At 73.5% G+C, this 20684-nt stretch carries 19 protein-coding genes and 1 pseudogene; 16 read left to right on the top strand and 4 right to left on the bottom strand.

The window, feature by feature from the left end; genetic code table 11:
* The first annotated feature begins 5 nt into the window (after positions 1 to 5).
* A complete protein-coding gene (locus ACFQZ6_RS33945) occupies positions 6 to 788 on the top strand; it encodes a class I SAM-dependent methyltransferase (RefSeq protein WP_381617284.1) in 783 nt (260 codons plus the stop codon).
* A 16-nt stretch (positions 789 to 804) separates the two neighbouring features.
* On the opposite strand, the gene ACFQZ6_RS33940 is transcribed toward ACFQZ6_RS33945, so the two are convergent.
* Positions 805 to 2286, bottom strand: coding sequence for a SulP family inorganic anion transporter (locus ACFQZ6_RS33940; protein ID WP_381617281.1), 1482 nt, complete (start codon positions 2284 to 2286; stop codon positions 805 to 807).
* 311 nt (positions 2287 to 2597) lie between these two features.
* Between ACFQZ6_RS33940 and ACFQZ6_RS33935 the strand changes: the two genes are divergently transcribed.
* From ACFQZ6_RS33935 to ACFQZ6_RS33905, 7 genes are all read left to right on the top strand, one after another.
* Entirely contained in the window at positions 2598 to 3740 is a 1143-nt protein-coding gene (locus ACFQZ6_RS33935) for an FUSC family protein (RefSeq protein ID WP_381617278.1), read from the top strand.
* 109 nt (positions 3741 to 3849) lie between these two features.
* Complete coding sequence (locus tag ACFQZ6_RS33930) at positions 3850 to 4263, top strand: SRPBCC family protein (RefSeq protein ID WP_381617275.1); 414 nt, start codon at positions 3850 to 3852, stop codon at positions 4261 to 4263.
* Between the two features lie 193 nt (positions 4264 to 4456).
* A complete protein-coding gene (locus ACFQZ6_RS33925) occupies positions 4457 to 5134 on the top strand; it encodes a DUF4142 domain-containing protein (RefSeq protein WP_381617272.1) in 678 nt (225 codons plus the stop codon).
* Between the two features lie 33 nt (positions 5135 to 5167).
* Positions 5168 to 5752, top strand: a complete 585-nt coding sequence (locus ACFQZ6_RS33920; RefSeq protein ID WP_381618877.1) for a class F sortase — start codon at positions 5168 to 5170, stop codon at positions 5750 to 5752.
* Positions 5753 to 5803: 51 nt separating this feature from the next.
* A complete protein-coding gene (locus tag ACFQZ6_RS33915; protein ID WP_381617269.1) occupies positions 5804 to 6019 on the top strand; it encodes a hypothetical protein in 216 nt (71 codons plus the stop codon).
* Positions 6020 to 6100: 81 nt separating this feature from the next.
* Entirely contained in the window at positions 6101 to 6637 is a 537-nt protein-coding gene (locus ACFQZ6_RS33910; RefSeq protein WP_381617267.1) for a nucleotide triphosphate diphosphatase NUDT15, read from the top strand.
* 11 nt (positions 6638 to 6648) lie between these two features.
* Positions 6649 to 7446, top strand: a complete 798-nt coding sequence (locus ACFQZ6_RS33905) for a thymidylate synthase (RefSeq protein ID WP_381617265.1) — start codon at positions 6649 to 6651, stop codon at positions 7444 to 7446.
* A 6-nt stretch (positions 7447 to 7452) separates the two neighbouring features.
* Here ACFQZ6_RS33905 and ACFQZ6_RS33900 read toward each other — a convergent pair whose 3' ends face one another.
* On the bottom strand, positions 7453 to 8232 hold the full coding sequence (locus tag ACFQZ6_RS33900) for an SDR family NAD(P)-dependent oxidoreductase (RefSeq protein ID WP_381617263.1): 780 nt from the start codon (positions 8230 to 8232) through the stop codon (positions 7453 to 7455).
* Positions 8233 to 8371: 139 nt separating this feature from the next.
* On the opposite strand from ACFQZ6_RS33900, the gene ACFQZ6_RS33895 reads away from it, so the two are divergent.
* From ACFQZ6_RS33895 to ACFQZ6_RS33880, 4 genes are all read left to right on the top strand, one after another.
* Complete coding sequence (locus ACFQZ6_RS33895; RefSeq protein ID WP_381617261.1) at positions 8372 to 9211, top strand: helix-turn-helix transcriptional regulator; 840 nt, start codon at positions 8372 to 8374, stop codon at positions 9209 to 9211.
* A 98-nt stretch (positions 9212 to 9309) separates the two neighbouring features.
* Positions 9310 to 10017: a VanZ family protein gene (locus ACFQZ6_RS33890; protein WP_381617258.1), complete on the top strand. Its 708-nt coding sequence runs from the start codon at positions 9310 to 9312 to the stop codon at positions 10015 to 10017.
* A gap of 238 nt (positions 10018 to 10255) precedes the next feature.
* Positions 10256 to 10945, top strand: coding sequence for a response regulator transcription factor (locus ACFQZ6_RS33885; protein WP_381617256.1), 690 nt, complete (start codon positions 10256 to 10258; stop codon positions 10943 to 10945).
* On the top strand, positions 10938 to 12059 hold the full coding sequence (locus tag ACFQZ6_RS33880; protein WP_381617253.1) for a sensor histidine kinase: 1122 nt from the start codon (positions 10938 to 10940) through the stop codon (positions 12057 to 12059). Before ACFQZ6_RS33885 ends, ACFQZ6_RS33880 begins: the two co-directional genes overlap by 8 nt.
* Positions 12060 to 12088: 29 nt before the next feature.
* On the opposite strand, the pseudogene ACFQZ6_RS33875 reads toward ACFQZ6_RS33880, so the two are convergent.
* Positions 12089 to 12766, bottom strand: a pseudogene (locus ACFQZ6_RS33875) (hypothetical protein); the annotation flags it as partial.
* 14 nt (positions 12767 to 12780) lie between these two features.
* The gene (locus ACFQZ6_RS33870) at positions 12781 to 14007 is read right to left on the bottom strand and encodes a cytochrome P450 (protein ID WP_381617250.1); all 1227 of its coding nucleotides are present in this window, start codon (positions 14005 to 14007) and stop codon (positions 12781 to 12783) included.
* Positions 14008 to 14206: 199 nt separating this feature from the next.
* On the opposite strand from ACFQZ6_RS33870, the gene ACFQZ6_RS33865 reads away from it, so the two are divergent.
* The 4 genes from ACFQZ6_RS33865 (at position 14207) to ACFQZ6_RS33850 (ending at position 20491) form a co-directional block, all read left to right on the top strand.
* Positions 14207 to 14704 carry a lamin tail domain-containing protein gene (locus ACFQZ6_RS33865; protein WP_381617247.1) on the top strand — a complete coding sequence of 166 codons (498 nt, stop codon included), beginning with the start codon at positions 14207 to 14209 and terminating at the stop codon, positions 14702 to 14704.
* 211 nt (positions 14705 to 14915) lie between these two features.
* Complete coding sequence (locus ACFQZ6_RS33860) at positions 14916 to 16085, top strand: NAD(P)/FAD-dependent oxidoreductase (RefSeq protein ID WP_381617244.1); 1170 nt, start codon at positions 14916 to 14918, stop codon at positions 16083 to 16085.
* A gap of 301 nt (positions 16086 to 16386) precedes the next feature.
* Complete coding sequence (locus tag ACFQZ6_RS33855) at positions 16387 to 17370, top strand: sugar phosphate isomerase/epimerase family protein (protein WP_381617242.1); 984 nt, start codon at positions 16387 to 16389, stop codon at positions 17368 to 17370.
* Between the two features lie 112 nt (positions 17371 to 17482).
* Positions 17483 to 20491, top strand: coding sequence for a PQQ-dependent sugar dehydrogenase (locus tag ACFQZ6_RS33850; protein WP_381617239.1), 3009 nt, complete (start codon positions 17483 to 17485; stop codon positions 20489 to 20491).
* Positions 20492 to 20684 lie beyond the last annotated feature (193 nt).

Below are 20684 nucleotides of genomic sequence, written 5' to 3'. Positions count from 1 at the left end.
CCGTCATGCCCAGGAAGAACCTCCAGGTCAACCGCGCCACCCTCGGGCACCGGCTCTCCTACGCGCTGCGCCACCCCGGCCGGGTGCCCGGGTACCTGGGGCGGGCCAGCCGGGACGCCTGGCTGCGCTACCGCTCGCCGGACCACATCGCCTACTACCGGGCGGTCATGCGGTCCGACACCCGGGCCGACCCGGACGCGGCGGTGGGCAGCCGCAGCCGGAAGCGCTGGCTGGCGCTGGGCGCCCTGCAGTTCGACTACCTGCTCGGGCACGGGCTGCGGCCCGAGCACCGGCTCCTGGAGATCGGCTGCGGGAACCTGCGCGCCGGTTGGCGGTTCATCGAGTACCTGGACCCGGGCCACTACCACGGCGTCGACATCTCCCCCGACATCCTGTTCGCCGCGCAGGACACGCTGGTGTCCCAGGGCCTCCAGGACCGGCTGCCCACGCTGACGCCGGTACGCGACCTCACCCTGCGGTTCCTGCCGGAGGCCCACTTCGACGTCGTACACGCCCACAGCGTCTTCTCCCACTCACCACTGCCGGTGATCGAGGAGTGCCTGGCCCACGTGGGCCGGGTGCTGGCGCCGGGTGGCTGGTTCGACTTCACCTTCGACCGGACGGAGGGCGAGGAACACCACGTGCTGCGCGAGGACTTCTACTACCGCACCGAGACGCTGACCGGCCTGGCCGCGCGGCACGGTCTGTCCGCGCGTCTGATGGACGACTGGGAGGAGCTGCCGCACGGCCAGTCCAAGATCCGGGTGACGCACGCGCGGGAGCGGTGACGCCGGGGCGGCCGGTTCAGTGGACGGTCTCCCCCGCCCTGTTCCCGGGGGCGGCGTCGAGCCGCGTCCGCTGGTCGTCGGTGGCCAGGGCGAGGACGCGGTCCCGTACGTGCGGCGGGATGTCCACGACGGCGACCTCGACGCCGTCGCGGTGCGCGTGGTCGAGGAAGGTCAGCAGCGCCCTGACGCCGGACAGGTCGATGTGGTCGACGTCCCTGAGGTCCACGGAGAGGCGGGGCCGGTCGTCCTCGCGCAGGGCGGTGAACACCCGGTCGACGGCGAGGAAGGACAGCGGCCCCCGCACGCGGTAGGCGCCGTCGCCGACCCGTACGACGGTGGCCCGGCGCCGCCGCGCGTGCACCGCGTGGAAGACGAGCGCCAGGCCCACCCCCACGGCGACCGCCACCGTCAGGTCGAGGACCACGGTGATGACCATCGTCGCGAACATCACCACGACGTCGCCCCATGGCGAGACCGGCACCTTGCGCAGGCTCTCCCAGTCGAACATGCCGACCGCCGTGAGGATCAGGATGCCGGACAGCACGGCGAGGGGGATGTACTGCACGGCGGCGCCCAGCCCGGCCACGAGGACGAGGAGGACGACGCTGTGCGCGGCGGCCGACCAGGCGGTACGGCCCCCGCTGCGGACGTTGACGACGGACCGGACGGTGGCACCCGCGCTGGCGAGCCCGCCGAAGAGGCCGCTGACGGCGTTGCCGATGCCCTGCCCGATCAGCTCCTTGTTGCTGCGGTGCCGACGTCCGGTGATGTTGTCCATGACCACCGAGGTCAGCAGCGAGTCGATGGAGCCGAGCAGGGCGATGCTGAGCGCGGCCGGGACCAGCGAGAGCAGCGTCGACCCACCGAGGTCGGGCACGGCGATCGAGGGCAGCGCCTCCGGTATTCGGCCTATGTAGTCGACGCCCGCGCTGAGGGTGACCGGGCCGAGGCGGACGTCCTGGAGCGCGGAGTCCGTGAGCCGCAGCGCCGGGGTGACGAGCAGGAGGGCGATCAGGCTCGCCGGGACCACCCGCACCACCCGGGCGGCGACGAGCATGAGCCCGATCGTGCCCGCCACCACCAGGAAGCTCCGCCGCACCTGGTCCAGCTCGCCCAGGATGATGATCAGCGCGATGCCGCCCATGAACCCCGACACGACCGGGTGGGGTATGAACCGGATGAGCGAGCCGAGCCCGCACACCCCGAACAGGATCTGGAAGCCGCCGGCCATGATGAACGCGACGAACGCGGCGTCCAGTCCGTGCGCGGCGATGACCCCGGTCGCGACGACGGTGATGGGCCCCGTGGGACCGGTCACCTGGGCGGGCGTACCGCCGAACAGCGCCGCGAAGAACCCCGCGAAGATCGCGCCGTACAGCCCGACGAGCGCGCCCTCGGGCGTGCCGGTCGCGGTGATGCCGAAGGCGATGGCGAGCGGCAACGCCACTATCGCCACGGTCAGTCCGGAAAGAAGCTCTCGTGCGACGCGCTGGAACATCTGCCCCCACCCTGGTCGACGACACACCGATGTCCGCCCATGACGGACCGCGTTGCCGACCAGACTTCCCGGCGCACCACGAGCAAAGGTGACGTATAGAGAAGGTCAAGACAAGGCCAAAGATCGGCCACGCGAATCAGCCAACCCGCCCTTGACAGCCAGGAGTCGGTCACACTCCGGGCGTCATCAGCTCACCCCGCCACGTCCTGCATGGCCGCCTGAACAGCGGTTACTCACGCCTGATGATCCGTTTGGGCTATTCGGTACGACGACAGGCGGCGGCCTCGGCAAGGGTGCGCCCATGGCGTCGGGTGACCGCCGCCACCGGTGCCGAGGCCCGTTCCGTGGCGCGGGCCGCGGGTGCCGCCTGGCGGGGGCGCGGGCGGGAGCGGGACCTGGCCGTGCAGTCGTTGAAGGCCGCGGCGGCGGCGCTGCTGGCCTGGCTGGTGGCGCGCGAGTGGCTCGGCGATCCGATGGCCCTGATGGCTCCGTGGGTGGCCGTCGTCCTCGTGCGGGCCACGGTGTACGGCTCGCTGCGGCAGGCGGCGCAGCAGTTCACGGCGATCTGCTGCGGGACGCTGCTGGCGACCGCGGCCGAGGTCCTCACGGGCAGCACGCTGGGCGGGCTCGCGCTCTCCCTCCCGCTGCTGATGCTGCTGTCGAACTGGCCCCGCTTCGGGGACCAGGGCGTCTACGCCGCCACGACGGCCCTGTTCACGCTGGCCTCCGGGACCGTCAGCGCGGTGGCGGTGGGGCACCGGGTGGGGCAGGCGGCGCTGGGCGCGGTCATCGGCGTCGCCGTGAACGCGCTCGTCCTGCCGCCGATCCACCTGCGGGACGTGCGCGAGAACCTCGCGGCGCTCGCCCGGGAGACGGGCGACGTGCTGCGCCTCGTGACCGCCGGTCTGCGGCGGCCCGGGTGGGAGGACGCCACCGCCGTCGACTGGCTCGACGCCGCGACGCGCCTCGAACGCCGCCTGGACGCCCTGCGCGCCGCCCGCCGCTGGAGCCGGGAGAGCCTGCGCCTGACCTACGGCCCCCTGCGGGCTCTCGGCCGTCTCCCGGCGGACGTTCCCCCGGCGGAGGAGGACGAGCGTTTCCGTCGGGTCACCGCCCATGTCACGGCGCTGGTCCGGTCGCTGGCGGTGGCCGCCGACCCCCGTCGGACGCCCGCCCCGCCCGACTCGGCGGCCCTGGACGCGTACGCGCGCCTGCTCGACCTCATCGCGGAGGCCTGCCACGCGGAGGCCCGCCGTCTGCTGGACGGCGACGAGCGGGCCGCGGCCGGGGCCCGCGGGGCCGAGTCGACGATGGGGGAGCTGGACCGGCGGCTCAAGGCCGGGCTGCGGGCGCAGGCCGGGCAGGGCGCCGAGGCGACCGCCGTGCTGGGCGCCCTGCTCCTCCAGGCCGAGAACCTCTGGGCCGAGGTGCTCCCGGAGACCGGCGAGCGGTAGCGCACGCGACCGCGGGGCCGTCCGCGGAACGACCACGCCGGGGCTTACGTCCGGGCCGGAGGGGCACGCGGTGGTCGGTGGAACCCTTCCAGCGGAGGACGGTGGCGTGATGGCCGAGTACGAGCGTTCACGGACGATGCCCGCGCAGCCCGAGCAGATCTTCGACCAGGCGGCCAACGTGCGCCAACTGGACGCCTGGCTGCCGCGGGAACTGCACGTCGAGGTCGGGGAACTCCCGGCCGTCACCGTGCACGAGGACCGTACCGACGAGGACACCGCCGCCCTGTGGCGGGCGCGGCCCGACCAGATGCGCGTCGAGTGGGGCACCCGCGACCAGGGCGGCTACGCGGGCTGGCTCCAGGTCTCCGGGACCGGGGGCGGCGCCAGCGAGGTGACGGTGCACCTGTCGTTCTTCGACGACGGCCACGACCCCGGCGCCGACGCCGTGCGGGACGCCCTCGACGCCAGCCTGCGCCGCCTTGAGGACCAGGTGCGGCTGCGGGTCGAGACCGCGTCCGGCTGACCGGGGCCCTCGCTCCCCGGGCGCCCGGCCGCCGCGGGGCCGTCCGACCGCCCGTCCGGGTGACCGGCCCGGGCGCGCGGTGAGGACGGCGCCCCCGCGTGGGACGGATCCCTGCGGGCGCGGAACCACGCGCCCATACCGAGCACCGGCGTGGTGGCACCGCCGCCGCTCCGGGTTGAAGGGAGCCGTACCGATGCGTAGACGACTGGTGACCGCCGGGGCCCTGGCGGTCGCGCTGTCCGGCATATCCGCTCCGCAGGCGCTCGCCGCCGAGGTCAGCGGCCAGGACGAGACGTTCCTGGTGAAGGCCCACCAGGGCAACCTCGCGGAGATCGCGGCGGGTCAGGACGCCGGGAAGAACGCCACGACCGACTGTGTGCGCGAGGTCGGCGCCACCCTGGTCCGGGACCACACCAAACTCGACTCGGACGTGCGGACGCTCGCCGAGAAGCTGGGCGTGACGCTGCCGGGCGCCCCGTCCGCGGAGCAGAAGAAGGAGCTGGCCGCCGTCCAGGCGAAGGCCAAGAGCCCGGCGTACGACGCGGCCTGGCTCACGGCCCAGGAGGGCGCGCACCGCAAGACCCTGACCCTGCTCGACCAGGAGATCAGGACGGGGCAGCACCCCGAGGTCGTCGCCGCCGCCCGCACCGCGCGTCCGGTGGTGGCCATGCACCTGGAACTGGTCCGGGGCGGCGTCTGCCACGCCGCCCGGCACGCCGGGACCATCCGGGCCGGTGAAGCCGGTCGTCTCGCCGCCGCCGAGGCGTCACCGAACGGCCTCGGCGCGCTCACCACGGCCGGGGGCGGACTGCTCGCCGCCGGTGGCATCGTGCTGCTGCTGCGGCACCGGCGCCGGGCCGAGCGGCGCTGAACCTTGGAACGCCACCGGCTGGCCGCCGTGTTCATGACTGTCTGCGGGCTGACCGCGGTGGCCACCGGTCGGCTCCTCGCGGGCGCCCCGCCGACCGCGCCGCAGGACGTGGGCGACGTCCCGGCCGGGGTGTCCCGCGCAGCCGCCGACCGCGCGGCGACCACGTCCCCGCCCGTGCTCGTGCGCGGGCCGCGGGGCCTCCACGCCCCCGTGGTGCCGGTCGCCTCCCGCCCGGACGGCTCCCTGGACCTGCCCCGTGACGCGCGCACCGCGGGCTGGTGGCCGTTGGGGGCCGGGACGGGGGCCGCGCACGGCACCCTCCTGATCGCCGGACACGTCGACACCCGTCAGGACGGCCTCGGCCCCTTCGCCGCCCTGCACGGCCTGCCCATGGGCTCCCGGATCGCGGTGACCGGCGCGGACGGCACGGTCCGCGCCTACCGGGTCGCCGCCCGGCGCACCTACCGGCAGGAACGCCTGCCGCGGGACCTCTTCGCCAGCGACGGCACGCACCGGCTCGCCCTGGTCACCTGCGCGGCACCCTACGACCGTACGGAAGGCCGTTACCTGCGCAACCTCGTGCTCTACGCCACCCCGGCCGGGGCGCCCGCCCCCTGAGGCCGCGGGTGCCGGGATGCGCGCTGCCCACCCGGGCCACAGGGTGGTGGCATGGCAGCCGCGCAGCCCATCGTGATCTACCCACCGGCCGGGGACAACGGTCGGCGGGTCCGTGCCAACGACCAGTTCCTCGGGATGGCCTACGGCGTGCTCGACATCGTCGAGTTCCTGCGGCTGGCGGGCCTGGAGGACGTCGACGACGACTGGGTCCGCCAGTCCTCGCTCATCGAGTGGCGGGGCGGCGGCCCCGAGGAGTGGGGGCACTGAGGCGTACGGTCGCCTCGACCGCCGTGGGCGGCACGGCCCAGGACGGGGCTCTGGTGACCGCCTGCCGCCGGATGGGGTGGAATGGCCCCCGTGAACACGCCACGACACACCACCGAGCGTCCCGGGCGGGCGCGTCCCACCGCCAGCGGCCTGACGGGGGTCGGCGTCGCCGTCCTCGACCGGGAGGGCCGGGTCCTGCTGGGCCTGTCGCACGACGGCCGGTGGGAGCTGCCCGGCGGCAAGGTGGACCCGGGCGAGGACTTCGAGACGGCGGCGGCGCGGGAGCTGGCCGAGGAGACCGGGCTCGCCGTGCCGCCGTCCGGCGTGCGGGTGCTGGCGGTGCTGGTCGACGGGCTGCACGGACTGACACGCGTGACGGCCGCCGCCGTCGCCGAGGGGGCGGCGGGGACGGCACGGGTCACCGAGCCCGACAAGATCGTGCGGTGGGAGTGGTTCGCCCGCGCCGCCGTGCCCCCTGCCGCGCTGCTCTTCCCGCCCTCCGCCGCCGTCCTGGACCGGCTCTGGCCAGCGGACACCCGTCGAGCGCCGCTGTTCAAGGGGTACGACGTGGTCGGCGGCGCGGGATCGGCCGCGAGGGCGTCGCGGGCCGCCGGTTAGACTCGCCCACCGTGGCCGACACCCAGTACGAAGACCTCCTGCGGACCGTGCTCACGTCCGGGACGGCCAAGGGCGACCGGACGGGCACCGGCACCCGCAGCGTCTTCGGGCACCAGCTGCGCTACGACCTCGCGCGGGGCTTCCCGCTGGTCACCACGAAGAAGGTGCACCTGAAGTCCGTCGTGTACGAGTTGCTGTGGTTCCTGCGCGGCGACTCCAACGTGGGGTGGCTGCGCGAGCACGGCGTCACCATCTGGGACGAGTGGGCCGACGCGAACGGCGACCTCGGCCCGGTCTACGGCGCCCAGTGGCGGTCCTGGCCCACCCCGGAAGGCACGCACGTCGACCAGATCAGCGCCGTACTCGACACGCTGCGGCGGGACCCTGACTCCCGCCGGATGCTGGTCTCCGCGTGGAACGTCGCCGAGCTGCCCGCGATGGCGCTCGCGCCGTGCCACGCGCTGTTCCAGTTCCACGTCGCGGACGGCAGGCTCTCCTGCCAGCTCTACCAGCGCAGCGCGGACCTGTTCCTCGGCGTGCCGTTCAACATCGCCAGCTACGCCCTGCTCACCCACATGGTGGCGCAGCAGGTGGCCCTCGAACCGGGTGACTTCATCTGGACCGGCGGCGACTGCCACATCTACGACAACCACGTCGACCAGGTCACCGAGCAACTGTCGCGCACCCCGTTCGACTTCCCCCGGCTGCGGCTGCGGCGGGCCGACTCGCTCTTCGACTACGCCTACTCCGACGTGAGCGTGCTCGACTACCGGCACCACCCGGCCATCAAGGCGCCGGTCGCGGTCTGAGGCCGGTCAGCCAGCGCGGTAGCGGGTCGCCAGCTCGGTGCTCTGCGCGCCGAACGCGGCGAGGTCGGCGGCGAAGACCGCGTCCAGGAGGGCGGTGTCCTCCACGCCGGGCGCGCAGACGGTCTCGCCCAGCTCCAGGCCGCGCAGGCTGGCGGTGACGACGTCGTCGGGCGTCATCCGGGGCACCTGGCTCAGGTCCAGGCCCTGGCGCTCGTGGAACTCGGTGGCCACCACGCCCGGGCAGACGACCTGCACCCGGACGCCGGTGCCCGCCAGCTCCGCGCTGAGCGTCTGGGAGAAGGTGAGGAGGTAGGCGAGGCTGCCGCCGTAGACGGCGCGGCGGGGGAGCTGGGCGTGCGGGGCGGGGCCGCTGAACGCGATCATCCCGGCGACGTTGACGATGCTGCCCCCGCCGCGTTCCCGCATGGCCGCGACGACGGCGCGGGTGAGCAGGGTCGGGGCGAGGACCTTGACGTTGACGAGTTCCGTGGCCCGCTCGGCGGGGAGGTCCGCGAGCGGCATGTAGTGGGCGACACCGGCGTTGTTGACCAGCGTGGTCAGCGGTTCGGTGGCGCAGATCCGGGCGACCGAGTCGATGCCCTCGGCGGTCGACAGGTCCGCGACGACCGTCCTGACCCTGACCTCGCGGTGCGCGGCGGCGAACCACTCCAGACGGTCCGCGCGGCGGCCCACGAGCACCAGGTCGTGGCCGTCGGCGGCCAGGCGTTCGGCGTAGGACCTGCCGATGCCGGAGGTGGCCCCGGTGACGAGTGCGAGCTTGCTCACTGGCTCTTTCCCTTCCCTGTGGCGGCGGGCGCCGCCGGGGTCGAGCCTGCGCCCCGGCGGTGCGGGCAGCCAGGCGTCTCCTCTTCCTGGGAACGCCAGTACCAGGCACCCCGGCGGCGGACGCGGCACACTGGCGACCATGGCAGCGACGGAGTTCGGGCAGGCGGTACGCCGATGGCGGGAACGGGTCTCGCCGGAGGCCGCCGGACTGCCCGCCGGTGGCCAGCGGCGCACCCCGGGGCTGCGGCGCGAGGAGCTGTCCCAGCTCGCCGGGATCTCCGTCGACTACGTCACCCGCCTCGAACAGGGCCGCGCCACCAGCCCGTCCCCGCAGGTCGTCGAGGCGCTCGCCAGGGCGCTGCGGCTGTCGGCGCCCGAGCGCGCCCACCTCTTCCACCTGGCCGGGCTCCAGCCGCCGGGGCCCGACAGCGTGCCCGCGCACCTCACGCCGGGTGTGCAGCGCGTACTGGACCGGCTGACGCACACCCCCGTCGCCGTCTTCGACGCCGCCTGGACGCTCCTCGTCGCCAACCCGCCGTACGCCGCCCTCATGGGCGACCCGTCCCGGTGGCAGGGGCACCAGCGCAACGCGGTGTGGCGCAACTTCCTCGACCCGGACGACCGGGTACGGCACACCGCCCGGTCCCGGCTCGAACTGCGGACGGCGCTCGTCGCCAACCTGCGCGCCGTCACCGCCCGCTACCCGGCCGACCGGCGGCTCAGGCGCCTCGTCGCCGAACTGCGCGGCAGGAGTGAGCTGTTCGCCACGCTGTGGGACACCGGCGTCGCCGGTCACCACGAGGCCGCCCGCAAGATCATCGACCATCCGCGGGTCGGCGCCGTCGCCCTCGACTGCGACATCCTCACCGTGGCGGGCAGCGACCTGCACATCATGGTGTACACCGCCGAGCCCGGCACGGAGGACGCCGACCGCCTCGCCCTGATCACGGCTCTGGGCACGCAGTCACTCGTGGGGTAGGCAGGGCAGGGGGGCGGGGCGCGGGTGTCGCGGGCGTATCGCGGGTGTATGGAAAACCGCATACGCCGTCGCAACCCGCCGCCGTCTGCAATGGGGGCATGAACCACAACGGATCAGTGGCGGCACCGGCCCGCCGTGCGCGCGGGATCGTGCTGCTGAGTTCGATGCTCCTCGGCCTGGCGGGCCTGTTGTTCGTCATGCGGCGGGCGCTCTTCATGGCCGCGCCGCGGTGTGTGGCCGGGCAGTGGCACGGCTGCCTCGACACGTTCAACGGCGTGGTGCTGGTCACCCTCGCCACGGTGCCGTTGGCCGTGCTGCTGGCGTGGGCGCTGGCGCGGCGTCGGCGTGCCGCCGGGGTCGCCGGGGCGTGGCGGAGGTCGCTGGCCGAGGTGGGCATGGTGCACGGGACGGTGCCGTTCGTGTGGCTGACGATGATGCCGGGTGCCGAGCCCGGGGTCGCGCCCGCGCGGGTGAGTCTGGTGCCGTTGCGGGACCTGGTGGTGATGGGGCCGCTCGGGATCGTCGGCAATCTGCTGGTCTTCGCGTCGCTGGGGTTCTTCGCCCCGGTGCGGTGGGCGGCGCTGGCGTCCGTGCCGCGGGTCCTGGCGCTCGGGGCGGGCTGCTCGGTCCTGGTGGAGACCGCGCAGTACGTGCTGCGCCTTGACCGGGTGTCGTCCGTGGACGACGTCCTGGTCAACGCCGCCGGTGCGGTGCTCGCCGGGGTGGCGTCGCGCCGCTGGTGGCGCGGGCGGGAGGAGCGGACGCCGTCGGACCGGGACCGTCCCGTGCTGACCCCGGCGGCGTAGGCAACGGGGCCGTCGCGGGCGGCACCGGCGGGCGTAGGACCGGGACCCTCGCGGGCGGCACCGGCGGCGTGACCGGGACCATCGCGGGGACTGACACCGGCGTCGGGCCCGGGACCCTCGTGGGGACTGACAGCGGCGGGCGGCGGGCCCGGGCCCTCGCGTCCTGACCGGCGGCGTAGGCGGCGGGCCCGCCCCCGCGCATACGTCGGCGATATGCCCCCCTGCCTAGGCTGCGCACATGCGCGTACTGATCGTGGAGGACGAGCCCTACCTGGCCGAGGCCGTCCGGGACGGACTGCGGCTGGAGGCGATCGCCGCCGACATCGCGGGCGACGGCGACTCCGCCCTGAAACTGCTCAGCGTCAACTCCTACGACCTCGCCGTCCTGGACCGCGACATCCCCGGCCCGTCCGGCGACGAGGTCGCCCGGCGCATCGTCGCCTCCGGCAGCGGCATCCCGATCCTGATGCTCACCGCCGCCGACCGGATCGACGACAAGGCGTCCGGGTTCGAGCTGGGCGCCGACGACTACCTCACGAAACCGTTCGACCTGCGGGAGCTGGTGCTGCGGCTGCGGGCCCTCGACCGGCGGCACGCGTACGCCCGGCCCCCGGTCCGCGAGATCGCGGGGCTGCGGGTCGACCCGTTCCGCCGTGAGGTCTTCCGCGACGGACGGTACGTGGCGCTGACCCGCAAGCAGTTCGCGGTCCTTGAGGTCCTCGTCGCCGCCGAGGGCGGGGTCGTCAGCGCCGAGGAGCTGCTGGAGCGGGCCTGGGACGCGCACGCCGACCCGCTGACCAACGCCGTGCGGATCACCGTCTCGGCGCTGCGCAAGCGGCTCGGCGAGCCGTGGATCATCGCCACGGTGCCGGGGGTCGGCTACCGCATCGACGCCGACCGTCCCGGGGGCGGTGACCGCGATGCGTAGGCGCCCGGGGCTGAGCGCCCGGCTGAAGCTCACCCTCAGCTACGCGGGGTTCCTGTTCGTCGCGGGCGCGCTCCTGCTGGCCGTGGTGTGGATGTACCTGCTGCGGTACGTGCCCGACAACTCGCAGGGCCTCCTCGGGATCTCGCCCAACCGCTACCTCCTCATCCACACCTTCGGCCCGGCGGCGGCGGTGGCGATGGCGTTCCTGCTCGTGTTCGGGCTCGTCGGGGGGTGGCTGCTCGCCGGTCGGATGCTGGCCCCGCTCGGCCGGATCACCGACGCGGCGCGGAAGGCGGGGGGCGGGTCGCTGTCCCACCGGATCCGGATGGCTGGCCGCCAGGACGAGTTCCGTGAGCTGTCCGACGCGTTCGACACCATGCTCGAACAGCTGGAGTCCCATGTCGCGGAGCAGCGGCGGTTCGCCGCGAACGCCTCCCATGAGCTGCGCACCCCGCTGGCGATCTCCCGGACGCTCCTCGACGTGGCCCGCGAGGACCCCACGCGGGACCGGGACGAACTCATCGAGCGCCTGCACGCCGTCAACACCCGGGCGATCGACCTCACCGAGGCCCTGCTGCTGCTCAGCCGCGGCGAGCGCGGCACCTTCACGCGTACGGACGTCGACCTCTCCCTCGTCGCGGAGGAGGTGTGCGAGACGCTGCTCCCCCTCGCCGAGCGGCGCCGGATCACGCTCGACGTGACCGGCGGCGCCGCCCGCACCAGCGGCTCGGCGGAGCTGCTGCTGCGGATGGTGACGAACCTCGTCCAGAACGCCGTCGTGCACAACCTCCCGGCGGACGGGACCGTGACGGTGCGCACGGAGGCGTACGGCGGCACGAGCGTGCTGCGGGTGGAGAACACCGGTCCCCGGCTGGCGCCGGAGCTGGTGCCGACGCTCACGGAGCCGTTCCAGCGCGGGGCGAAGCGCGTGCGCACCGACGAGCACGCCGGGGTCGGCCTCGGGCTCGCCATCGTGCGGAGCATCGTCCGCGCGCACGGCGGTGCCCTGCGGCTGGTGCCCCGCCCGACCGGCGGCCTCGTCGTCTCGGTGTGGCTGCCCGGCGCACCGGAGCGTGGCGTTACGGCGCGCCGAGCGGCGACGGCGGCCCGGTAGGAACGAAGCCTCCCGGGACGCGCGGTGTGTCACTCCTTGTCGCGCAGTTCGGCCGCGAGGGCGGTCAGCGGTGCGGCCTCCTCGGTGTGGCCGAGGGCGGTCAGCCGGGTGGCCGCGGCGTCGAGGCGGGCCAGGGCGGGGGCGCGGCGTTCCAGGTAGATGCCCTCCACGGCACCCGCGAGGCGGACGCACTCCGCCCACTCACCGGCGTGGTCCCCCTCCCCCGCCCCGGGCTCCCCGAGCAGGTCGCGGGCCTTCTCCAGGGCGGTCAGGGCGGCCTCATACTCCCCTGCGTAGGCGTTGACCCGCCCGTGTTCGTAGGCCAGGGCGGGGTCCAGGGGGCGGCCCTGGGCCTCGTACCCGGCGGCGCGGGCCTCGTCGGCGACGCGCTCGGCGTCGGTGAGGAACGCGAGGGCGCCGGTCAGGCCCTCGGCCCCCTGCTGCTGGGCCTGGAGGCGGGCGAGTTCGCGCAGGCAACTGCTGAGCTGCTCGTAGCGCGGCGCCCGGGCGTGGGCGGCCAGTGCCTGGTCCACCGCCTCCCGGGCGGGGCCGAACTCGCCCGACTCCGCGAGGAGTACGGCCGCCTCCGAGGCGATCATGGCGTGGCTGCCGGGGTCGTCGTCCCAGTCGGCCGACTCGGCGGCGAGGGCGAGGTACTCGGCGGTGGCGGCCTTGCGGTCCTCGCCCGTGTGCAGCGCGCGGGCGCGGGGCGGTCCCGCCGTCAGCGGGCGACCGGCGTGAACCGCACCCGCAGTGACCGCGGACCCCGGGTGAACACCCCCTGTTCGACGACTTCGTGGCCGTCGGCGAGCCGCATGTCGGGCATGGCGTCGAGGAGTTGGTTGACGCCGGTCTCGACCTCCGCCTTGGCGAGGAAGGCGCCGACGCAGAAGTGGCGGCCGAGGGCGAAGGCCAGGTGGTCGGCGGCGGCGGAGAACGCGGTCGAGGGGGTGAGGTCGTCGCGGAGGATGTCGAAGCGGTCGGGGTCGCGGTAGCGGTCGCCGTCCCGGTTGGCGGCGCCGATGAGGCAGGTGACGGTGGCACCGGCCGGGATGGTGCCGCCGCTGAGCCGTACCTCGGTCGCGGACTGCCGCATGATCATGTGGACGGGCGGGGTGTAGCGCAGCGTCTCGGCGAAGGCGCGGGCCACCAGGCCGCGGTCCGCGCGGACGGCGGCGAGCTGGTCGGGGTGGCGCAGCAGGTTGGCGAAGACGCTGGCGATGGCCTTGTCGGTGGTCTCGCCCCCGGCGGCGAGCAGCAGGCTGCAGAACGCCTTGATGTCCTCGTCGCTCATCTGGACGCCGTCGACCTGCGCGGCGCAGAGGGTGGACAGCAGGTCGTCACCGAGGTTGTCCCGGCGTTCCCGGACGATCGGCAGCAGGTACGCGGCGAACTCCTCCCGGGTCCGCTCCCCCGCCGCGGTCACCTCGGGGTCCCCGGAGAGGTTGCCGAGGTAGGCGATGACCGAGGTGTACCAGCGGTGGAAGCGGGCGTGGTCGGCCTTGTCGAGGCCCAGCATGTCCACGATGACGTTGATCGGGAAGCGCGTCGCGTACTCGGTGACCAGGTCGGCGGAGCCGGTGTGCCGGAATGCGTCGATGAGTTCGCGGGAGTCGCGTTCGATGACGGGCAGGAACCGCTCCTGGAGGTCGCGGCCCCGGAAGGCGGGGGCGACGAGGGCGCGCCGCACGGCGTGCTCACGGCCGCTGAGCGACAGGATCGTCCTGCCGTGCACCGGCTCGACCTGCCAGGCGTAGTTCTCGGTGGTGAACTCGCCGTCGCGGTCCTTGAAGACCCGCTCGACGTCCTCGTACCGGGAGATGACGTAGCTGCCGGTGGCCTCGTGCCAGTGCAGCGGGGCGCTCTCGCGCAGGACGCGGTAGGCCGGGTAGGGGTCCGCGGCGAACTCGGGTGAGAGGAGGTCGGGGACCTGCCGCGCGGTGGACATGGAACCCCCCGGGAGATCGGCGACGACGTACCCGCGCCTCACGGTAGTCGAGCACCCACCGCACGCACAGGGGCGCACGGCCCCGCACGCCCCTCACGCGGGCGCGCTCCGCCCACTTCCTTCACTTCCACGACACACGTTCTTCACATTCGATAGGCTCCCGCCCGCACTGTTCGCACCATCGAGGGGGGATCACCTCATGCGCATACGCACCGCCGTGGCGACCACCGCCGCCGCCACCGGCATCCTCGCCGCCGTGGCCGCCGCGCCCGCCCAGGCCACCGAGTACACCTCGGCGCTGAAGATCAAGGGCATCCAGTACGACGCTCCGGGCTCGGACGACAACCGGTGCAGTGGGGGCAACACCCGGGACGAGTACCTGACGATCAAGAACTACTCCAGCAGCACGACCGTCAACCTCAAGGGCTACGTCGTCAAGGACGCCGCTGGCAACCGGTTCGCCTTCCCCGCCAACCACTACCTCCAGCCCGGCGACTACGTGAAGCTGCGCGGCGGGCGGGGCACCGACTCCGACGCCAACAACGTCGTCTACCGACAGAACTGCAATTTCATCTGGAACAACGACAAGGACACCATCTACTTCTACAAGCCCTCCGGGTCCCGCGCCGACGTCCACTCCTACACCAAGCGGGACAACGACCGGGACGGCAACGGGTACATCAACTACCACGGCTGACCGACCCGTTGCGCACCGCGGTGTTGGAGGACCGGGTGGCGCCCGTTTCGGGGACGCCGCGGTGCCCGGGGGCGTGCGGCTGGAGTGGACCGGCCCGGCGGGAAACCGGCTGTACGTCAAGCGGGGCCGTCCGGGCCGCTGACGCCCGCGTGCCCGGCTGTCATCATGCCCAGGGGACGACGGGCCGGCGGCAGAGGGGAACGGGCGAACGATGAGGGTCATCGTCGTGGGTGCCGGTGTGCTGGGGCTGAGCGTCGCGCGGCAGCTCGCCCTCGGCGGTGCGGAGGTCGTCCTGCTGGACCGGCGGGGGGCCGGTGCCGGTACCACCGCGACCACCTTCGCCTGGACCAATTCGAGCCGGAAGCCCGATCCGGACTACCACCGGCTGAACGTCGCCGGGATGGCGGAGCACGCCAGGCTCGCCGGGCAACTGCCCGGCGAGCCGTCGTACTTCCCCAGCGGGGCGCTGCAATGGGCGGACTCCGCGCACGAACGACGCCTCGCCGACAACGTGGAACGGCTGCGGTCGCTCGGCTACCCCGCCCGCTGGATCACGGCCGGGGAGGCCACGCGCATCGCGGGCGACCTGCGGATTCCGGAGACCATCACGGCCATCGCGCACTTCCCCGGCGAGGGGTACGTGCTGCCGGACCTCTTCGTGGCGAACCTGCTGGCGGACGCCGAACGGCACGGCGCCAGGCTGGTTGTCGGGGAGGTCGTGGCCCTCGACGACCGGCCTGACGGGGTGTCCGTCACGCTGGCCGACGGCGAGGTCCTCGCGGGCGACCGGGTCGTCCTGGCGGCGGGCCGCTGGACCCAGGGGCTCGCCGCGGGGATCGGCGTGGACATCCCCCTGGTGACGGAGACGGGCCGGGGAGCGCAGACCGTCGGTCTGCTCGGGTACGTCAGGTCCCCGGAACTCGGCCTGCGCTGTGTGGTCCACAGCCCCGGCCTCAACCTGCGCCCCGCCGCCGGCGGACAGACCGTCGTCCAGGCCCTCGACCTGAACGCGGAGGTCGACCCGGCGGCCCCGCCAGCTCCGGACGGGGACCTGGCCCGCACCCTCGCCCGGCGGTTCGCCGCCCTGCTGACCGGCCGCCCGGCCCACGCCCCGCGGATCGACCTGCGCGTCGCGTTCCGGTCCCTGCCCGCGGACGGGCACACCATCGCCGGGTACGCCTCCGCGCGGTCCCGCGTCTACCACCTGGTCTCACACAGCGGGATCACCCTGGCGCCGGTCCTCGGACGGCTGGCCGCGGCCGAGGTCAGCACCGACCAGGAGCAGGACCTCCTCACGTCCTTCCGGCCCACGCGGTTCACCGGTGTCCGCCGTTCGGACTTCGAGGTCGACCAGCGCGCCACCACGCTGGGTGAGCAGTAGACCACACGTCCTTCCCGGCCGTGTCAAGCACTACGTCCGAGTAGGGCCGTACATTTTCCTGATCCCGGCATACTTTTGCTGGTTTCAGAAAAAGTTGGGGTCGTTTCAGGTTCAACGTATGGACACCGGTAGCGAAAGCCTCCTACTGTCTCGCCTCGACCCGGACGTTTCGCCGACGTTGCACGGACATGCCCCGATTGACGGGCCGTCCCACCGCACGCTCGTGCCCGAGCAACCACCCCCCACCTGTGTTCCGTTCAGCTCCGCCCGCGCTTGCGCCGCACACGAACGAGGAGTGACCGTGAGACCGTCACACAGGGACTTCGACCGCAGGTCGTTTCTGAGAGCCACCGCCGGAGCCACCGTCGCGGTGGGCGCCGTCACCCTGGCGGGAGCCGTGCCCGCCGCCGCGGCGGACGCCGAACCCAACCACGGCGCGGGGGCGTTGAGCATTCCCCGGGACCGGATCTCCATCCAGCTCTACAGCATCCGCGACAAGGTGAGTTCCCTCGGGTTCGCCGTGGTCTTCGAGGAACTGTCCCGGATGGGCTTCACCGAGGTGGAGTTCGCGGGCTACACCCAGTCCACCGCCATCCTGGGCCGCCAGATCACCGTCCCGGAGATCCGCCGACTGCTCGACGACAACGGGCTGAAGGCCGTGGGCAGCCACGTCGGCATCAACGCGCTGCGCACCGACCTCCAGCGCCAGCTCGACATCGCCGAGGCCCTCGGGATGCCGCACATCGGCACCGCCAACGCGCCCAGTTCCCTCAACACCGTCGACGGCTACCGGGCCGCCGCCGCGGAGTTCAACACCTGGGGCGCCGAGGCGAGCGCGCGCGGGCTGAAGCTCTACCAGCACAACCACGCGGGCGAGTTCGCCTTGGCCACCGACCAGCCCGAGGTCCGGCTGTACGACGTGTTCCTGGAGCACACCGACCCGCGCCACGTCTACCTCGAACTGGACGTCTACTGGGCGTACGTGGGCCAGTACCGCTGGCCCGGCTTCGACCCTGCCGCGTACGTCCGCCGGTTCCCGGACCGCTACCCGCTGTTCCACATGAAGGACGGCGCCACCAACGCGGAGAACGCCAACGGCTACGACATCGTCGAGTTCGGCGCCGGTGACCTGCCCTGGCAGCGGTTCATCCACTCCATCGGCCCGCGCGGCACGCACGTCGGCGTCTGGGAGCAGGACACCGCGCCCAACGCCCTGCCGAACCCGCCGGGTTCGCTGGGGGCGGCGGAGCGCAGCTACCAGGCGCTGTCGGCGCTGCTCGACTGACGCCGCCCTCCTCCACCGAGCCCTCTGCGCTTCCCGCGCTTCCTCCGGCGTTCCCGCTCCCGGCTTCCTGACCGCGCGTCCACACGCGCCCGGCGAAGGAGACACACGACCGATGCACCGCACCCTCAGACGCTGGGCGGCCAGAGCCGCACTCGCGTCCCTGCCGCTGGCCGGGCTCGTCCTGCCCGCGGCCCAGTCCGCCGCCGCGGCGGACGACCCGGCCCTCGACTGGGCCAACTACGAGCGCGTCACGCTCACCAAGAGCGTCGGCGAGCCCATCGACCTCGCCGTGCTGCCCGACAACCGGGTCCTGCACACCGCCCGCAACGGTGACCTGCGGCTCACCGATCCCAACGTCGGCACGACCACGGTCGTCAACCACATCGACGTCTACCGCAACTCGGAGATGGGGCTCCAGACCGTCACCCTGGACCCGGACTTCGAGGACAACAAGTGGGTCTACCTCTACTACTCCCCGCCGCTGGACACCCCCGCCGGTTCGGCCCCGCAGACCCTGCCCGCCGGTGAGGACGACTCCTACTGGGCGCGCTGGGAGGGCTACGACCTGCTGGCCCGCTTCAAGTGGACCGGCGACGGGCTCGACCTGTCGAGCGAGCAGGAGATCATCCGGGTGCCGCACACCCGCGGCCAGTGCTGCCACGTCGCCGGTGACGTCGACTTCGACGCCGACGGCAACCTGTACCTGGCCACCGGCGACAACACCCCCGCCAGCGGCCCGAACACCAACGGCTACGCGCCCATCAACGACGCGCCCGGCTACAACCCGGGCCTGGACACCCGGCGCGGCGCGGGCAACACCAACGACCTGCGCGGCAAGATCCTGCGCATCCGGCCCGGGGCGGACGGCGGCTACACCATCCCCGAGGGCAACCTGTTCCCGCCGGGCACCGCGAAGACCCGCCCGGAGATCTACGTCATGGGTGTGCGCAACCCGTTCCGCATCGACGTGGACGACGCCACCGGCACCCTCTCCTGGGGCGACTACGGCCCCGACGCCGGTACCGCCAACCCGGACCGCGGCCCGATGGGCCTGGTCGAGTGGCAGACCACCAGCAAGCCGATGAACAGCGGCTGGCCGTACTGCACCGGCGACAACTCCCAGCCGTACCGGGACTTCGACTTCGCGACCCTCACCTCCGGGCCCGCGTTCGACTGCTCCGCCCCGGTCAACGACTCCCGCTGGAACACCGGCCTGACCACGCTGCCCCCGGCCGTCCCCGCCACCCTCTGGTACGGCGACCGGGACACCGACCAGCCCTGGCCCGAGCTGACCGCGTTCGGCTCCGGCACCGGCCAGGCCCCGATGGGCGGTCCCGTCTACCACTACGACGAGGACAACCCGGCGGGCACCAAGTTCCCGGCGTACTGGGACGGCAAGCACTTCTTCGGCGAGTTCTCCCAGGACTACGTGGCCGCCTTCACCTCGGACGGCCCCGACGGCCCGGTCAGCAAGATCGAGGACTTCCTGCCGAACACGGCCCTCACCGCGGGCGGCCAGCCGATCTGGGACAACCCCATGGACATGGAGTTCGGCCCCGACGGCTCCCTGTACGTCCTCGACTACGGCGACGGCTTCTTCCGCGAGAACCCCGACGCCGGGCTCTACCGCGTCGACTACACCGAGGGCAACAAGTCGCCGCACGCCGAGTTCACGGCCTCGAAGACCTCCGGGCGGGGGCCGCTTGAGGTGACCTTCGACGCCGGGGGCTCCACCGACCCCGAGGGCCGGGCCCTGACGTACGACTGGGACCTCGACGGTGACGGCAGCTACGACGCCACCGGCCGCACCGCCACCCACACCTACGCGGACGACGGCCAGTTCCAGGCCCGCCTGCGGGTGACCGACCCGCTGGGCCTGACCGCCCTCGCCTCCCGGCAGATCACCGTCGGCAACACCGCGCCGACGGTGGAGATCACCTTCCCGGCCCACGGCGGCTTCTTCACCTGGGGCGACACCGTCCCGTACGAGGTGAAGGTGACCGATCCAGAAGACGGCACCGACGGCGTCGACTGCGCCCGGCTGGCCTGGACCTTCGGTCTCGGGCACAACGAGCACGGGCACCCCGTCGACAGCGGCACCGGGTGCAGGGGCACGGTCGTCACACCGCAGGACGCCGGGCACGGCGCCACCGAGAACGTCTTCGGCGTCCTCGGCGTGACCTACACCGACGGTGGCGGCTCGAACGGCGTACCGGCCCTCACCGGCGAGGCGCAGGTCGTCCTCAACCCGTCCCTGCTGGAGGCCGAGCACGCCGACGTCCTGACCGGCGTCGAGGTCACCGACGACGCCACCGCGTCCGGCCTGCGCAAGCTCACCTCCTTCGACGCGGGGGACAGCATCGCCTACGGCCCCGTCAATCTCACCGGCGTCACCGCCGTACGGACGGTCGCCCACGGCGCCGGGGAACTCCGGCTCCGCTGGGACTCCGCCACCGCCGACCCGTTCGCGACGGTGCGCGTCCCGGCCGGGGACGGCTGGCAGACCGTCAGCACACCGCTCGCGGACGCGCCCTCGGGCACCGGTGTCCTGTACGTCACCTCCAGTGGCGGCGTGACGGCCGACGCCTTCGCCTTCACGGGCCCCGGCGTCGCCGACAAGGCCGGTCCGAAGATCACCGTCTCCGGTCTCACCGACGGCGCGCGGTACGGCGACTCCGCGACACCGGACCTCTCCCTCACCGCCGTGGACGCGGCGTACGGCGAGGTCCCGACGGCCGCCACGCTCGACGGGGACCCGGTCACCGCCGGTGAGCTGGAGCTGTGGCGACTGCCGCTCGGCACGCACGCCCTGGTGGTGACCGCCGAGGACCCGGCGGGCAACGGCACCACGACGAAGGTCACCTTCACCACGAGGACGTCCTTCACCGACGTACGGTCGCTGGTCGAGCGCTTCCACCAGCGGGGCCTGATCACCGACCAGGGCGCCGAGGACCTCCTCGACCGCCTCGACCAGGCCCGCCGCCACGCGGAGGCCGACCGGGACGGCCTGGCGGACAAGGCACTCGCCAGGTTCGCCGCCCTCGCCGCCGACCAGCACCTGGTGCGCGACACCACGGTGTCCGCCGCCCTCGTCCGCGACGCGCGCTGGCTGATGGACTGACGGATGGTGGCCCGCGGCCACCCCTCCCCTGGCGCCCCGCCGTGCGGCACCCTCCCGGTGCCGCACGGCGGGGCGCCGTACGTCACCTGCGGTTATCCCCACCTTCGGCGCGCCGGGACGCCCCCGGACCGGCCGGGTGATGGCTCCATGGTCCCGAGGCGCCCCCGCTCCGTACGTTCTTCCCAGGCCGGGC

Origin of the sequence: Streptomyces flavalbus (assembly GCF_042674625.1) — a bacterium.
Classification (GTDB): Bacteria; Actinomycetota; Actinomycetes; order Streptomycetales; family Streptomycetaceae; genus Streptomyces; species Streptomyces flavalbus.
The sequence above is the reverse complement of the archived record's forward strand: the minus strand, read 5'-3'. Positions and strand labels throughout refer to the sequence as shown.

What these genes read in the sequence shown, in the direction of transcription:
- ACFQZ6_RS33925 (WP_381617272.1), top strand. Translation starts at nt 4,457, where the DNA reads ATGCGTAGACGACTGGTGACCGCCGGGGCCCTGGCGGTCGCGCTGTCC.
- ACFQZ6_RS33920 (WP_381618877.1), top strand. Translation starts at nt 5,168, where the DNA reads ATGACTGTCTGCGGGCTGACCGCGGTGGCCACCGGTCGGCTCCTCGCG.
- ACFQZ6_RS33860 (WP_381617244.1), top strand. Translation starts at nt 14,916, where the DNA reads ATGAGGGTCATCGTCGTGGGTGCCGGTGTGCTGGGGCTGAGCGTCGCG.
- ACFQZ6_RS33915 (WP_381617269.1), top strand. Translation starts at nt 5,804, where the DNA reads ATGGCAGCCGCGCAGCCCATCGTGATCTACCCACCGGCCGGGGACAAC.
- ACFQZ6_RS33910 (WP_381617267.1), top strand. Translation starts at nt 6,101, where the DNA reads ATGGCCCCCGTGAACACGCCACGACACACCACCGAGCGTCCCGGGCGG.
- ACFQZ6_RS33850 (WP_381617239.1), top strand. Translation starts at nt 17,483, where the DNA reads ATGCACCGCACCCTCAGACGCTGGGCGGCCAGAGCCGCACTCGCGTCC.
- ACFQZ6_RS33945 (WP_381617284.1), top strand. Translation starts at nt 6, where the DNA reads ATGCCCAGGAAGAACCTCCAGGTCAACCGCGCCACCCTCGGGCACCGG.
- ACFQZ6_RS33870 (WP_381617250.1), bottom strand. Translation starts at nt 14,007, where the DNA reads ATGTCCACCGCGCGGCAGGTCCCCGACCTCCTCTCACCCGAGTTCGCC.
- ACFQZ6_RS33885 (WP_381617256.1), top strand. Translation starts at nt 10,256, where the DNA reads ATGCGCGTACTGATCGTGGAGGACGAGCCCTACCTGGCCGAGGCCGTC.
- ACFQZ6_RS33865 (WP_381617247.1), top strand. Translation starts at nt 14,207, where the DNA reads ATGCGCATACGCACCGCCGTGGCGACCACCGCCGCCGCCACCGGCATC.
- ACFQZ6_RS33940 (WP_381617281.1), bottom strand. Translation starts at nt 2,286, where the DNA reads ATGTTCCAGCGCGTCGCACGAGAGCTTCTTTCCGGACTGACCGTGGCG.
- ACFQZ6_RS33895 (WP_381617261.1), top strand. Translation starts at nt 8,372, where the DNA reads ATGGCAGCGACGGAGTTCGGGCAGGCGGTACGCCGATGGCGGGAACGG.
- ACFQZ6_RS33880 (WP_381617253.1), top strand. Translation starts at nt 10,938, where the DNA reads ATGCGTAGGCGCCCGGGGCTGAGCGCCCGGCTGAAGCTCACCCTCAGC.
- ACFQZ6_RS33930 (WP_381617275.1), top strand. Translation starts at nt 3,850, where the DNA reads ATGGCCGAGTACGAGCGTTCACGGACGATGCCCGCGCAGCCCGAGCAG.
- ACFQZ6_RS33890 (WP_381617258.1), top strand. Translation starts at nt 9,310, where the DNA reads ATGAACCACAACGGATCAGTGGCGGCACCGGCCCGCCGTGCGCGCGGG.